General features: G+C 68.4%; 13 protein-coding genes. 4 read left to right on the top strand and 9 right to left on the bottom strand.

What is annotated here, in order from left to right; translation table 11 throughout:
- Nucleotides 1–8 precede the first annotated feature (8 nt).
- Both trhA and QTI51_RS25910 read left to right on the top strand, forming a co-directional pair.
- Nucleotides 9–638, top strand: coding sequence for a PAQR family membrane homeostasis protein TrhA (gene trhA, locus QTI51_RS25905; protein WP_286516582.1), 630 nt, complete (start codon nt 9–11; stop codon nt 636–638).
- 56 nt (nt 639–694) lie between these two features.
- On the top strand, nt 695–1,624 hold the full coding sequence (locus tag QTI51_RS25910; protein ID WP_286516583.1) for a bestrophin family protein: 930 nt from the start codon (nt 695–697) through the stop codon (nt 1,622–1,624).
- A 25-nt stretch (nt 1,625–1,649) separates the two neighbouring features.
- On the opposite strand, the gene QTI51_RS25915 is transcribed toward QTI51_RS25910, so the two are convergent.
- The 6 genes from QTI51_RS25915 to msrB form a co-directional block, all read right to left on the bottom strand.
- Nucleotides 1,650–2,504, bottom strand: coding sequence for an oxidoreductase (locus QTI51_RS25915; RefSeq protein WP_286516585.1), 855 nt, complete (start codon nt 2,502–2,504; stop codon nt 1,650–1,652).
- Between the two features lie 302 nt (nt 2,505–2,806).
- Nucleotides 2,807–3,145 (bottom strand): hypothetical protein, encoded by a 339-nt coding sequence (locus QTI51_RS25920; protein ID WP_286516586.1) that lies wholly within the window; start codon nt 3,143–3,145, stop codon nt 2,807–2,809.
- 115 nt (nt 3,146–3,260) lie between these two features.
- On the bottom strand, nt 3,261–3,470 hold the full coding sequence (locus tag QTI51_RS25925; protein WP_116911936.1) for a TOBE domain-containing protein: 210 nt from the start codon (nt 3,468–3,470) through the stop codon (nt 3,261–3,263).
- A 49-nt stretch (nt 3,471–3,519) separates the two neighbouring features.
- Complete coding sequence (locus QTI51_RS25930; RefSeq protein WP_286516587.1) at nt 3,520–4,893, bottom strand: DUF2325 domain-containing protein; 1,374 nt, start codon at nt 4,891–4,893, stop codon at nt 3,520–3,522.
- Between the two features lie 111 nt (nt 4,894–5,004).
- A complete protein-coding gene (locus QTI51_RS25935) occupies nt 5,005–6,879 on the bottom strand; it encodes a cytochrome c biogenesis protein DipZ (protein WP_286516589.1) in 1,875 nt (624 codons plus the stop codon).
- A 28-nt stretch (nt 6,880–6,907) separates the two neighbouring features.
- Nucleotides 6,908–7,438 carry a peptide-methionine (R)-S-oxide reductase MsrB gene (gene msrB / locus QTI51_RS25940; RefSeq protein WP_116911939.1) on the bottom strand — a complete coding sequence of 177 codons (531 nt, stop codon included), beginning with the start codon at nt 7,436–7,438 and terminating at the stop codon, nt 6,908–6,910.
- A gap of 338 nt (nt 7,439–7,776) precedes the next feature.
- On the opposite strand from msrB, the gene QTI51_RS25945 reads away from it, so the two are divergent.
- A complete protein-coding gene (locus QTI51_RS25945) occupies nt 7,777–9,582 on the top strand; it encodes a T6SS phospholipase effector Tle1-like catalytic domain-containing protein (protein WP_286516591.1) in 1,806 nt (601 codons plus the stop codon).
- Between the two features lie 24 nt (nt 9,583–9,606).
- Here QTI51_RS25945 and QTI51_RS25950 read toward each other — a convergent pair whose 3' ends face one another.
- Nucleotides 9,607–10,038: a helix-turn-helix domain-containing protein gene (locus QTI51_RS25950; RefSeq protein WP_286516593.1), complete on the bottom strand. Its 432-nt coding sequence runs from the start codon at nt 10,036–10,038 to the stop codon at nt 9,607–9,609.
- A 103-nt stretch (nt 10,039–10,141) separates the two neighbouring features.
- Between QTI51_RS25950 and QTI51_RS25955 the strand changes: the two genes are divergently transcribed.
- Nucleotides 10,142–10,888, top strand: coding sequence for an alpha/beta fold hydrolase (locus tag QTI51_RS25955; RefSeq protein ID WP_286516594.1), 747 nt, complete (start codon nt 10,142–10,144; stop codon nt 10,886–10,888).
- Nucleotides 10,889–10,919: 31 nt separating this feature from the next.
- Here the strand turns inward: QTI51_RS25955 and QTI51_RS25960 are convergent, their stop codons facing one another.
- Together QTI51_RS25960 and QTI51_RS25965 are read right to left on the bottom strand one after the other, a co-directional pair.
- The gene (locus tag QTI51_RS25960) at nt 10,920–11,729 is read right to left on the bottom strand and encodes a DUF1266 domain-containing protein (protein WP_286516595.1); all 810 of its coding nucleotides are present in this window, start codon (nt 11,727–11,729) and stop codon (nt 10,920–10,922) included.
- Between the two features lie 193 nt (nt 11,730–11,922).
- On the bottom strand, nt 11,923–12,708 hold the full coding sequence (locus QTI51_RS25965; RefSeq protein WP_286516596.1) for a DeoR/GlpR family DNA-binding transcription regulator: 786 nt from the start codon (nt 12,706–12,708) through the stop codon (nt 11,923–11,925).
- Nucleotides 12,709–12,857: the final 149 nt, after the last annotated feature.

Raw genomic sequence — 12,857 nt, forward strand, 5'->3', positions numbered from 1 at the left:
GCACGCGCATGTACCCGGGCGAGCGGCTCAACGGCTACAGCCACCTGCTGGGGCTGTTGCTCGCGCTGCCGGGCGCGGTGCTGCTGCTGGCCAAGACGGTGCCCAGCGGCGACCCCGCGCGCATCGCGGGCGCGGTGGTGTTCTCGCTGTCGGCCGTGGCGCTGTACGCGGCCTCCACGCTGTACCACAGCACGCGCGGGCAGCGAAAGCGCATGTGGGAGCGGGCCGACCACTGCGCCATCTACCTGCTCATCGCCGGCACCTACACGCCGTTCGCGCTGGTCACGCTGCAGGGCGTGTGGGGCGCGCTGCTGCTTGCGGTGATCTGGGGCGCCGCGCTGTATGGCATCTGGCGCGAGCTGGCGCCGCCGAACACCGCGCGGCCCGGGCCGCAGAAGCCGCCGCTCATGCTCTACATCGGCATGGGCTGGGTCGGCGTGCTGGCCGCCGTGCCGCTCGCCGCGCGGCTCGACGGCGGCGGGCTTGCGTGGCTGCTCGTCGGTGGCGTGCTCTACACGACGGGCACGCTCTTCTATCGCAACAGCTGGGGCTACCGGCACGCGCACGGGGCGTGGCACCTGTTCGTGCTGGCGGGCACGGTGAGCCACTACGTGGCGGTGGGCTGGTTCGTGCTATAGCGGGGGAGCCCCGGTGGTGGCCGCGGGCAGCGCGCCACGGGGATAATCGCCACCCCATGATCGTCCGACCCCGCCCCCACTGGCTGCGCATGCTCTTCGTATGGCGCGGCTCGGTCCTGAGGGACATCGCGCCGCAGTTGCTGTGGACCACGGCCTTCGCGGTGCTGGTCACCGTGCTGCATGGGCGGCTCTTCCAGTGGAAGGTGCCGTTGAACTTCGTGCCCTTCTCGCTCATCGGCCTGACGCTGGCTATCTTCCTGGGCTTTCGCAACGGCACGAGCTACGCGCGCTTCTGGGAGGCGCGCACGCTGTGGGGCGCGCTGCTGAACGAAACGCGCTCGCTGGTGCGGCAGGTGCTCACGCTGGCCGATGCGGGCACCCACGCGCAGGCCCATGCCGCCGTGCCCACGCATCGCCTCATCGCCTTCGTGCATGCGCTGCGCCACCAGCTGCGCGGCACCGACCCGGCCGCCGACCTGGCGCGGCTGCTGTCGCCCGAAGACTGCGCGCGCCTGCAACCTGCGCGCTTCAAGCCCGCCGTGTTGCTGCTGATGGTGGGCGAATGGCTGCGCGACAGGCGCCTGCGAGGCCAGCTCGACCCGATGCTGGCGCAGGCCATGGAAGTGCCGCTGGGCCGCCTCACCGAGGCGCTGGGCGGCTGCGAACGCATAGCGGGCACGCCGATTCCGTTCACCTACTCGGTCATCATTCACCGCACCATCTACCTGTACTGCGTGCTGCTGCCCTTCGGGCTGGTGGACGCCATCGGCGCGATGACGCCGGTGGTGGTGGCCTTCATCGCGTACACCTTCTTCGCGCTCGAAGCGCTGGGCGCGGAGATCGAGGAGCCCTTCGGCACGCAGCCCAACGACCTGGCACTGGACGCGATGTCGAGCACCATCGAGGCCACGCTGCGCGAGATGATCGGCGAGCCGCAACCGGCGCAGCCCGCGGCGAGCGGAACAGCAGACTACATCCAGACCTGAACGCCCAGCCGCTCTCTGTGCGCGCTCAGCCTTCCCCGGGCGGAAAGTCCGCGCCCAGCGTGGTCGACTCCCACGCATCGAAGTCACCGCGCATGAACTCCAGCTTCTTGCGCGCCAGGTCGAGCGCGGCCTTGCCCAGCACCAGGCGCAGCGGCGGCTTGTCGGACAGCGCGGCGTCGATGATGGCCTGCGCCGCGCGCACCGGGTCGCCGGCCTGGTTGCCGCTGCGCGCGGCGGTCTGCCGGCGGCGCTCGCCCGCGGTGGCGTCGTAGGCCTCGATGCGCGTGGCCGACTGCTGGATCGAAGGGCCCGCCCAGTTCGTGCGAAACGGCCCCGGCTCCACGATGAGCACGCCGATGCCCAGCGGCTTGAGCTCGATGGCCAGCGACTCCGAAATGCCCTCCACCGCGTACTTGGTGCCGTGGTAGTACCCCGTGGCCGCGAAGCTGGAGAGCCCGCCGATGGACGACACGTTCACCACCAGCCCGTTGCCCTGCGCGCGCATCAGCGGCAGCACGGCCTTGGTCATGTCGACCAGCCCGAACACGTTGGTCTCGAACATGTCGCGCACTGCCTTGTCGTCGCCCTCCTCGATGGCGGCAAGGTAGCCGTAGCCCGCGTTGTTGACCAGCACGTCGACGCGGCCGAAATGCTGCCTGGCCTGCGCCACCACGTGCGCGACCTGCTCATGCACGGTCACGTCCAGCGGCAGGACCAGCGCGCGGTCGCCATGGCCTTCGGCAATGTCGGCCACCTGCACCGGGTTGCGCGCGGTGACCACGGCGCGCCAGCCGCGCGCGAGCACCAGCTTGGCGAGCTCGCGGCCGAAGCCGGTGGAGCAGCCCGTGATCAGCCAGACGGGGTCGGTTCTGTTCATCATGTTTGAAACTCCATGCAACAACGAGGGAAAGGACGGGGCAAACGGGTCGAGTGGACAAAACGGCGCAACGGCCGCAGAGGCTACGCCGGATCGATGACCCTGTCCTGCACGCGCCCACAACCCCAAAGACAGCGTTCGGCCCGTCGATGGCTTCAAGCAGTCGGGCAATGGCCGCGAATGGGGCGACCATGCATTCGGCGAGTTCCTGGAAGTGAAGGCGGTGCTGGGCTACGCGCCGAAGCAAGCGGCCTGAAAGCGGTCGCCGCCGATTCGACGGGCTCTGGCAGGCCCTGAAAGACCTGTCAGAGCATCTTCACCGTCACCTGCGACAGGCCGCGCAGGTGGCGCGGCCCCAGCCGGGCATCGTTGGCGGAAATGAGGCAGATGCGCCCCAGGTGCGCCTCCAGCGGCGCGCCGTTCTTCTCGTACAGCACCAGCGCCTTCTCGCCGATGGTGCTGTTGTAGAGCTCGTTCCAGCTGAAGATGGCCTGGTAGCCGTCGTTGCCCTGCGCGACGACCACGCAGCGCTTGAGCTCGGAGCGCGGCCGCTCCGACAGCCCGCAGGCATCGAGCACCTCGACCAGCCGCGCGCCCACGTAGCTGTCGACCTGCGCCACCGGCCGGCCCGAATAGCACAGCACCTGCGTGGCCCCAGGTCGTGCCGGGGCAGGTCCTGCAGCGCCGTGAGCGCGAGCACGCCCGGCCTCGGCACCAGGCCCAACACTTCGAGCGCGGGGGCCAGCTCGGGCATGGGCGTCAGTCGGTGCCGACCATCACGCTCGAGGCCTTGATCACCGCGTAGGCCGGGCTCCCCTCGGACAGGCTCAGCGATTGCGCCGAGCTGCTGGTGATGGTCGAGACGATCTGCACACCGGGCGCGATTTCCAGCGTCACCTCGGTGGTGACCGGGCCGCGAACGATGGAAACGACCTTGCCTGACAGGACATTGCGTGCGCTGATCTTCATGAGAACTCCTGGGGTGTGATTGAGCGCCCGAGTTTATCTACGACGTTTCTCAGCCGTTGCGCCGGCAGATGGGCGGGTCTGAAGCCTGCCCGTGTGTCCCCTGAACCGCCGCGCCCTCCGCCGGCGGGCTGGAGAAAGCCGCCGCGAAGCAGCCGATGCCCGCGCTGCGCAAGGGCATGTAGCGCACCTGCTGGCGCACGCACACGCGCTTGATGTTGTCCACCGATTCGTGGTCGATGCAGTCCACCGGAAACACCACCACCTCGGCCCACGACACGGCCGATGCCAGCAGGCCCGAGCGGTCTTCGAGCCGGCCGCCATGGCGCTGGAACTCGCCGCCGTGCCGGTGCACGAGGTCGCGAATGGCCGGCATCGAACTGGGCCGCCCGCCTACGTAGAGCACGCGCCGGCCCTGCAGCTGGCTGTCGAGGTAGGCGCTGGGCGCCGCCTCGCCGGCATGCAGCTTCAACTGGGCTTCGGCCGCGGCAAGCTCGCGGCCCAGCGAGATGGCGTGCTGGCGCAGGTGCTCCAGCTCTTCGCTCAGGCGGTTGGCGTCGGCCACCGCAGCCACCGCTGCCTGCTCGGCACGCTCGCGACGGCCGGTCTGCACCGCGATGAGCGAGGCGGCGCGCTCGCTTTCTTCCTGGCGGATGCGCGCCGCGAGTTCCAGGTCTGCCTCGTCCTGCGGGGAGGCGGGCTTGGGGCTGGTCGATTGAACCTGCACCAGCGCCTGGTTCAGCCGCGACAGGGTCTTGTCCTTCTCTTCGGCCAGCTCCTGCGAGCGAAGCTGCTGGCGGTCGAGCCGCTCGCGCAGCTCGGCGTTCTCGCGCTCCAGCGCCACCAGGCGGCAGATGTCCGCGCGGTTGGCCGCGCCGACCAGGTGCGACAGCATGTGCACGTCGCCGAACACGCGCTGGCGCAGCTCGGCCGTGGCCTTGCGGTGCATCAGCACGGCCCAGTAGGCACCTGGAACCTCGCCCTGGCGCAGCGCCTCTTCCCAGAACGCGACCAGCGCCGCCGCGTCGTGCAGCTTCGACGCCCGCTGGATGACCGTGGCATGCCGGTGGTCGAGCGCCTTCTGCAGGGCCTTGGCCACGCCCGCGTTCTGCGTGGCGAGCCGCACGGCGTCGTGGTGGATGTCGAGGTCGCTCGCGCCCTGCAGGTCGGCCTGCACGGTGTCGATGCGCGTCATCAGCTTGCGCAGCTCGGCCGTGCTGAGGCAGGTGCCGATGACGGAGCAGAAGAAGTGCGTGTCCAGGTCGAAGAGCCGGGTGCGGGCGTGCGGCGCGGCGCCGTCGGTCGTCGGGCGGTCGGCGTCCTCGGCCGGATCGCAGCAGTCGCCGACCCTGCGCAGGGTCGCGTTTCCCGTTTCGGGGCCGGCAGGCTGGGCCGACACAAGGCGTTTGAAGGGCGGGTTGAGCATCAGGCAAGGAACCGGGTTCGTCGTATCTCTAAGAATACAGCGAACGCGCTACCCTGCGTAGCCCGACGGACGATGGCCTTGCCGCCGGTTCTCGCCCTCTTATCGTTCTTTTCAGCCGAAGGTGAACGCGTAGGCTTGCGCGCCCGGATCCAGAAACTCGATCTCGAAGCGCCGATCGGCCACCGTGCCGCGCTGGCGCACCAGCTGGTACAGGCGCTGCCCGCTCACGGTGCCCAGCCCCTGCGCGTCGATGTCCATGCCGTGGTCTTCGCCGGGCGGCTTGCCGTCGATGGTCACCTTGATGCGCACCGGGCGGCCATCGCCCGAGCCCAGCACCAGGTGCAGGTCGCGCGCATGAAAGCGGTAGGCGATGCGGCCCCGCGCCTTGCCCAGCACCGCGTCCTGGCCGGCCACGGTCCAGTCGCCGCCGAGCGCCCACTGGTTGGTCTTCAGTTCGGCCGGCACCGCGTACGCATGCGGCTTGCCCTGCACGAAGCCGCCGGCCGAGGCGAAGTTCTCGGCGCGCTCGTAGCCGATGTACGTCTCGGGCGACTTCACGTTCTGGCTGTCGGCCGCGGCCTGCGCGCCCTGCGCCTCGACCTTCACCAGGTCGCCGGGCATCGCGCCCTGCCCGGCCTCGGCCAGAAGTTGCTGGATGACCTGCTCCGACTTGTCGTACTCGCCTTCACCGAAGTGGTGATGGCGAATGCGGCCCTGCGCGTCGATGAAGTAGTGCGCCGGCCAGTACTCGTTCTTGAACGCACGCCAGATGGCGTAGTCGTTGTCGACGGCCACCGGGTAGCCGAGCTTCAGGTCCTTCACGGCCTTGCGCACGTTGCCTATGTCTTTCTCGAACGCGAACTCCGGCGCGTGCACGCCGATGACCACCAGCCCCTTGTCCTTGTACTTCTCGGCCCAGGCCTGCACGTACGGCAGCGCGCGCAGGCAGTTGATGCACGAGTAGGTCCAGAAGTCGACCAGCACCACCTTGCCGCTAAGGCCTTCCATGGTGAGCGGCGGCGAGTTGAGCCATTGCACGGCGCCGTCCAGCGACGGGCCGTTGCCTTCGACGGGCAAGGCGGAGGGCGAGGCTGTACCGGCGCCCTTGTCGGCGGACATCATCATCGAGTTGCTGGCCGCCATCATGGCGTTGCCCGGGGCCATCATGGCGTTGGAGCCGGCCATCATCACGGTCGAGTCAGGGCCGGTCGTGACCACGGCGGGCTCTTCGGTGGGCTGGCCGAGCGGCTTCTTCGGCCGCACCTTGTCGATCAGCGCCTGCTCCACCGACGAAGTGCCCGCGAGCGACAGCTGTGCCAGAACGCCGGTGTCCAGCCCCAGCGCGATGGCCGCCACGCCGCACAGCAGCGCCACGCCGATGCCGCGGCGAATCCACTCGCCCGCGCCCAACGATTTCTTCATGACCTTGAACACGCGCCCGCCGATCAGCAGCGCCCCCGCCAGCGACGTTGCCGCGCCCGCCGCATAGGCCAGCAACAGCAGCGAGGTCTGCGCGCTCGCGCCACCCAGCGCCGCGCCGGTCAGCACCAGCCCGAGGATCGGGCCCGCGCAGGGCGCCCACAGCAAGCCCGTGGCCACGCCCAGCAGCAGCGAAGTGACGAAGGCCGAACGCCGCCTCTGCGAGCCGTCGCCTTCGGCCGATGCCGACAGCCGCTCACCCCAGCCCACCAGCGGCCGCGTGAGCCGCTCGGCCAGCTGCGGAAACAGCAGCGTGATGCCGAACAGCGCCATCATCACGATCGCCGCCAGGCGCCCGTACTGGTTGGCCTGCACGGCCCAGCCGCCGCCCACCGCGGCCAGCGAGGCCACGCCGGCGAAGGTCAGCGCCATGCCGAGCAACAGCGGCAGCCCGCTTTTCAGAAAGGGCTGGTCCCCGCGCGCGAACACGAACGGCAGGACCGGAAGAATGCAGGGGCTGAGGATGGTCAGCACCCCGCCCAGGTAGGCGACGACGAAAAGAAGCATGGGGAGAGCGGGAGCAGGTCCGTGGAAATCAGGCGGCGCCGGGGGTGAACTTCATGGCCAGGCCGTTCATGCAGTAGCGCAGGCCGGTGGGCTTGGGGCCGTCGTCGAACACATGGCCCAGGTGGCCGCCGCAACGGCGGCAGTGCACCTCGTTGCGCGTCATGCCGGCGGAGCTGTCGACCTTCTGGGCCACCGCGTTCGGCAGCGGCTGCCAGAAGCTGGGCCAGCCGGTCTTGCTGTCGAACTTGGTCTTGGAAGAAAACGCGTCGAGCGAACACCCCGCGCAGCTGAACCTGCCTTCGCGGTGCTCGTCGTTCAGCGGGCTGGTGTAGGGCCGCTCCGTGCCTTCCTGGCGCAGCACCGCGTACTGGTTGGGCGAAAGCAGCTTGCGCCATTCGGCGTCGGTGCGGGTCACTTCGAACTTCTCGGCGTCGGCGGCATGCGCCAGGCCGGCGCTCCAGCCGAAGGCATCGACCACGGCCAGGCCGACCGCCGACGCGGCGGCCTTCAGGACGAAACGGCGTCCGGGGTGGTGGTGAGCGTGATGAGGGTGGTTCATGGCGAGTGCATCCTTGGAGGTGAGGGCTGTGCAGGCATGTACGCGGCTTCGATATGTATGGATGTGCATAGCGCAGGGCATACTTTTCATCGCGTTTCGAATTCGCGCTCCGTGCAGCGTAGTTCGGGTGCGGCGCGGCGAAGGTTACGGCCGGTGGGCGCCCGCCAAAGAAAACGGCCCGAACGAAACGCAGCGCTTCGACAAGGTCAGCGCGCATCGCCCGTTCAGGGGATGGGCAGCCGGTACAGGCTTGCTAGGCTGCGCACCGCAGCCCCGTTGCCAGAACAAGGCCACGCGAAGGCCTGACAAGAGTGCATTCCCATGACAAGGAGCAGACGATGACCGGATTCGAAGGCATTTCCCCTGCCGGCAACGAGACCGGCATGCGCCAGTTGATCGTTTGCTGCGACGGCACCAACAACACCCTGACCGGCGGTGTCGCGGACACCAACGTGCTGCAGTTCCACCAGCACCTGGTCAGGCACCCTGCGCCCCCAGGGGTCGAGCGAATACTGTTCTACGACCCCGGTGTCGGTTCTCCCGATGCGGTGCCTCCCACGGACCCCATGGACTGGGTCAAGCGCAGCTGGGAGCGCACGTCGGGGCTGGCCTCGGGCCGGGGCATCTACGACAACATCGCCGAGGCCTATCGCTTCCTCATGCGGCACTGGCGCGGCGAGCAGGACCAGATCTACTGCTTCGGGTTCTCGCGTGGCGCATTCACCGCGCGTTGCGTCGTGGGCATGGTCCACCTGTTCGGCATCCTCGAGCCGCAACACGAGGCCATGGTCCCCACGCTGATCCGCATCTATTTCTCGCTGCCGTCCGGACAAGGGCGCTGGTGGCAGCGCGCCACGCGCTGGCTTCACCAGTCGACAGCCAGGAAAGGAGTCGCAGGCCGCGCCGTACCGGAGCAGGGCCGCGAGTTGCTGGCCAAACAGGTGCGCGACTACTTCGCCACGCCGCAAGGCCGCGAGGCCTGGGTGCATTGGGTCGGCGTGTGGGACACGGTGGAATCCGTGGGACTGCCGGGCCCCCTCTCGCGCAGTAATCCGAGCACCGCCACCTTTCTCGACAAGCGGGTTTGCAATGTGAGGCACGCCCTGGCCTTCGACGAGCACCGATGGACGTTCCTGCCCAGGCTGTACGAAGTTCCCGGCGATGTGGCGACATTTGAATTCAACCGGGCCCGCACCCTCAAGCAAAGATGGTTCCCGGGCGTGCATTGCGACGTGGGCGGCAGCTACGCCCCCGAGGCGTCCGGCCTTTCACTGATCGCGTTTCACTGGATGGTGAACGAGGTGGCCGCGGAGCTGCTCATTCCACCGTTGCCCGCCATCGAGGAAGACGCGCCAGTGCCCCTGCTCCACGATGCGCTGTACGAAACACCGTGGTGGGCCCTTGCGGGAATGTGCCTGCGCGACATGAGGCCTCGCACGTTCATGCACTCAAAGGCCGCATCGGCAGAGGCCGGGGGCCATCACAAGCCGATCGAGATCATTCCGTTTCAGCGGCCGCCCGGGCTTGCCAGTGTCTGGGACCGCAGGCGTGCGTTGTGGCCTTTGGGGCTCGCAGGGGTGTCGGGCCTGCTCTTCCTGTTCGCCTCCGGCATTTGCCTGCTTGCGGAAGCACAGCGCACCGGCGGCTGGGCACACACGTTCTGGAATGCGCTGTGCGAGCCCTCGCGCTTTGCATGGGCGCAACTGGGCGTCTTGTTCGCTGGTGGATTGCCGGCGCAAGGCCAGCTGCCGTGGCAGGCACACGGCCAACCCGCGTGGGCCCTGTTCTGGGACTTCGCGTTCATCGGCGCGTACGGCTATCTGATCGCGCGATGCGCCTCGCGCGCATTCACCTGGATGGCGGGTCTGCGTGCTCCGGGACAAGCCAGGCCCTTCTGGCACGTTCTCGGCATGGCGCCCCTGCTGGCCGTCGGCGCCGATGCCGCGGAAAACATCGCCACGCTGTCGGCGATGGCGGTGCATGGCCTCGGCGTGGATTGGCTGGCCTTCGCCCTTCTCTACGTGGCGGCCATCTGCGCGCTGGCAAAGTTCGCGGGGCTCGTTGCGTGCACTCCGTTTCTCGTCGTTCGTCTGGTCATGGTCGTCGCGGGCCGCAGTCGCATCGGTGCGGTGAACCGCGCCTGACATGCGCCGCGTGCGCCGCGCCGGCTAGCTTGCGGCCCGCGCACGTGATGCGCGCTTCGCTCCCGCCACGGCACCCACCCTCGGCGGCTCCGGCGGCGCGCCTGAGGCGCCAGCGCGCAGCCACAAGATCTTCGCGTCGATGAAGCGCACCATCGCCGCGAGCTCCTTCGCCTGCCGGCTGAGCTTGTCGCGCTGCGCGACCATGGTCTGCAGCATCACCTTGCGGCCGCCGGCGCGGCGCTCGTTCATCAGCAGCTTGATGTCGGCCAGCGACATGCCCATGGCCTGCCCCGCGCGAATGGCGGCCACGATGCGCAGGTCCCGCGGCGAAAACTCCAGGTAAGGGCGCGCGCCGCCCGCCAGGCCCGCAGTGGGCGTCAGCAGCCCCTGGCGGACATAGAAGCGCACCGTGGCCACATTGAGGCCGGCCGCTTGCGAAAACTCTGCGATCCACATGAAGGTGCTCCGATGTGCCGAATGGCTTGACTGTGAACTGAACTTCATACTTATAACCAGCGCGTGACGTCGATCTACCGCAACCCCCATGGAAGAAATTGAAATGACCCACCCGACACCGCTGCTGCTCCTGCCCGGCCTGATGAACGACGAACGGGTGTGGGACCCGGTGCGCAAGGCGCTTCCGGCCGAACGCGAAGTCGTCGTGTCCCCCACCCACACCGCGGACAGCATCACGACGCTGGCCGCCGCCGCGCTCGCCGCGATGCCGCCCGGCAAGTTCGCCGTCGCTGGCTTTTCCCTCGGCGGTTACGTGGCGGTCGAGGTGTGCCGGCAGGCGCCCGAGCGCATCGCGGGTATCGCGCTGCTCGACACCGGCGCGCGCGCCGATTCGGAAGAAGCCACGCAGAACCGCCGCCGCATGGTGGCAGCGCTGGGCTCGGGCAGCGCGAGCTTCGCGCAGGTGGCGGGTGGCTTCGCGCCCATCACGCTGCACCCCGCGCACGCGCAGGACGCGCAGCTGCTGCAACTGCTCGGCGACATGGCGCGCAGCGTGGGAACCGAAGGCTTCACGCGCCAGCAGACGGCCGCCATGAACCGGCAGGATGGCCGCGACGTGCTGCGCACGCTGCACTGCCCCGCCCTGGTGCTGTGCGGCCGCGAAGACCAGATCACCCCGCCGGCGCTGAGCGAGGAAATGGCGAGCCTGCTGCCCGGCAATGTCGAGTTGGTGCTGGTGCCGCAGTCGGGCCACATGTCGACGCTGGAGCAGCCCACCGCCGTGGTCGAGGCGTTCACTCGTTGGGTCGCGCGCGTCGACGCGTTTGTGTCTTCAGCCGATACGCGATGAAGTGACTGCCACCAGCCCTCGCGTCAACTGTTCAACGAAACGCCGTGGTGCGGTAAGGGCTGCGCGCCTCCTTCAGCAGCATCCGGTTGGTGCGCAACAGGTGCTCCTCGCGCTCGTGTGAATACCGCCAGATCAGCCCGCCCGCGATGTAGGCCGCGCTCACCTGCGGCCAGTCTGCATAGGCCTGCTGCACCTGCTGCTTGAGCCCCCCCGCGAAGCCCGCGAACTCCGCGCGGTCGATGAAGCCCAGCTGCACCGCCCAGCGCGACAGGCTCACGAGGCGCACCGCGTCCCATGCGACCAGGCTGGTAATTTGCGCCGGCGCCACCTTGAAGTGCTTGCGCAGCTCGTCCACCCACGAGCGGCTTTGCGTGACCACCTGCGACACGTCGGTGAACGAGAGCCCGCTCTGCGCCGACAGCGCCTTGTAGTCGAGGCTCTTGCGCGCCTTGATCTGGAAGAACGCGGGGAAGGTGCCTTCCACCAGCATGCGCACCAGTGGGTTGGTGGTCTGCACGGCGTCGTCGACGGCCGCGATGGCGCGCCACACCGAGGCATAGGTGTCGCGCTGCCCCTCTTCCACCAGCCAGCGCGCCTTTTCCTCGAAGCTGGCGCGGTCGCCCACGCCCCACACCTGCTCGATGCCCTCGCGCAGGCCCTCGTCGTCCTTGCCCGTGGCCACCGCGTCGACATGGTCGCCGTTGAAGGCGGAGAGCGGTGCGCTCAGCGTGACCAGCCAGGCCTCTTCCTGTGTGATGCGTGGCGTGGTGTCGGGTGCGTTGCCGAAGTGCAGCTTGTCGTTGTCCAGCAGTGCGTGGCCGACGAAATCCCTGAATCCCATGTGCTTCTCCCTGTGTCGAAAAAGGTATGCAGAAGCAGATTGCATCCGCATTGCTTGCATCGAATTTCTTATAGAAATCGGCCGCGCGCGGCTGTGACGCCGCACGGACCGGGGCGCATGTTAAGGGAGTTTCCAGATTGTTAAACGACGGCGATGCGAGCGCCTGCGACCACCACCAACGCCGCGGCTTTCGCTACGCCTGCGCCCGCGCGAACTCCACCGGTAGTTCCTTGAACTGCTTCTTCACCGCCGCCGTGGGCGCGCCGCCCACCACGATGCGCGCGAACGACTCCAGCGGGCTGAAGAAGGCGGGCCGCAGCGTGCCCAGCTTGCTTTCGTCGACGACCAGGAAGCTCTGCGACGCGCTGCGTATCGCCGCCTGCTTCACCGGCACCTCGTGAAAGTTGGAGCAGCTCGCGCCGCGCTGCAGGTCGAGGCCGCCCGCCGAGATGAAGGCCTTGTTCACGCCCAGCTTGTTCAGGTACTGCAGGCCTTCGTCGGAGAAGAAGGTGGCCGACGAGGGGTGGTACAGCCCGCCCAGCAGCATCAGTTGCGTGTGGGGCCGGCGGCTCAGCACCGCGGCAATGTTGGTGGAGTAACACACCACGCTCAACGGCATGTCCGGCGGCAGCGCCTCGGCGAAGTGGACCATGGTGGTGCCGCAGTCGATGAACAGGCTGTCGTGCGGCTGCACCCATTGCGCCGCGTGCTCGCAGGCCAGGCGCTTGTTGGCGGCGTGCTGGTCGCTGGCCTCGTCGAGCGAGTAGCGCTCGGCACCGGGCAGCGTGGTCGCCAGCACGTAGCCACCGAGGGCGGACAGCGGCGAATCGGCCGACGACAGGTCGCGCCGGATGGTCATCTCGGTCACGTCCAGCCGCTGTGCGGCCAGCTTGATCGGCAACGGCCCGCCGGCCTCCACGAGCTCCTGCATCCTGGCCAGGCGCACGGCCCGGGCTTCGGCCCCAGCGGTTTTTCTCATGTTCGGCTTTCTTGCATCGATGGCTTCGAGTATCGGTCATCGGTTGATGCTGAATGTTATTGAAAAAACATCTTGCAGATTTAAATGTTATTGCAATAACATTCAGGCCAACACGCCGTCGGCCCTGCACGACGGCACGCAACACACAC

The organism is Variovorax sp. J22G73 (assembly GCF_030317035.1).
Classification (GTDB): Bacteria; Pseudomonadota; Gammaproteobacteria; order Burkholderiales; family Burkholderiaceae_C; genus Variovorax.

Bases quoted from the DNA above. Each gene is read 5' to 3' on its own strand.
- msrB (WP_116911939.1), bottom strand. From the start codon at position 7,438: ATGAACCACCCTCATCACGCTCACCACCACCCCGGACGCCGTTTCGTC.
- QTI51_RS25930 (WP_286516587.1), bottom strand. From the start codon at position 4,893: ATGCTCAACCCGCCCTTCAAACGCCTTGTGTCGGCCCAGCCTGCCGGC.
- QTI51_RS25915 (WP_286516585.1), bottom strand. From the start codon at position 2,504: ATGATGAACAGAACCGACCCCGTCTGGCTGATCACGGGCTGCTCCACC.
- QTI51_RS25945 (WP_286516591.1), top strand. From the start codon at position 7,777: ATGACCGGATTCGAAGGCATTTCCCCTGCCGGCAACGAGACCGGCATG.
- QTI51_RS25910 (WP_286516583.1), top strand. From the start codon at position 695: ATGATCGTCCGACCCCGCCCCCACTGGCTGCGCATGCTCTTCGTATGG.
- QTI51_RS25960 (WP_286516595.1), bottom strand. From the start codon at position 11,729: ATGGGATTCAGGGATTTCGTCGGCCACGCACTGCTGGACAACGACAAG.
- QTI51_RS25935 (WP_286516589.1), bottom strand. From the start codon at position 6,879: ATGCTTCTTTTCGTCGTCGCCTACCTGGGCGGGGTGCTGACCATCCTC.
- QTI51_RS25965 (WP_286516596.1), bottom strand. From the start codon at position 12,708: ATGAGAAAAACCGCTGGGGCCGAAGCCCGGGCCGTGCGCCTGGCCAGG.
- trhA (WP_286516582.1), top strand. From the start codon at position 9: ATGTACCCGGGCGAGCGGCTCAACGGCTACAGCCACCTGCTGGGGCTG.
- QTI51_RS25950 (WP_286516593.1), bottom strand. From the start codon at position 10,038: ATGTGGATCGCAGAGTTTTCGCAAGCGGCCGGCCTCAATGTGGCCACG.
- QTI51_RS25925 (WP_116911936.1), bottom strand. From the start codon at position 3,470: ATGAAGATCAGCGCACGCAATGTCCTGTCAGGCAAGGTCGTTTCCATC.
- QTI51_RS25955 (WP_286516594.1), top strand. From the start codon at position 10,142: ATGACCCACCCGACACCGCTGCTGCTCCTGCCCGGCCTGATGAACGAC.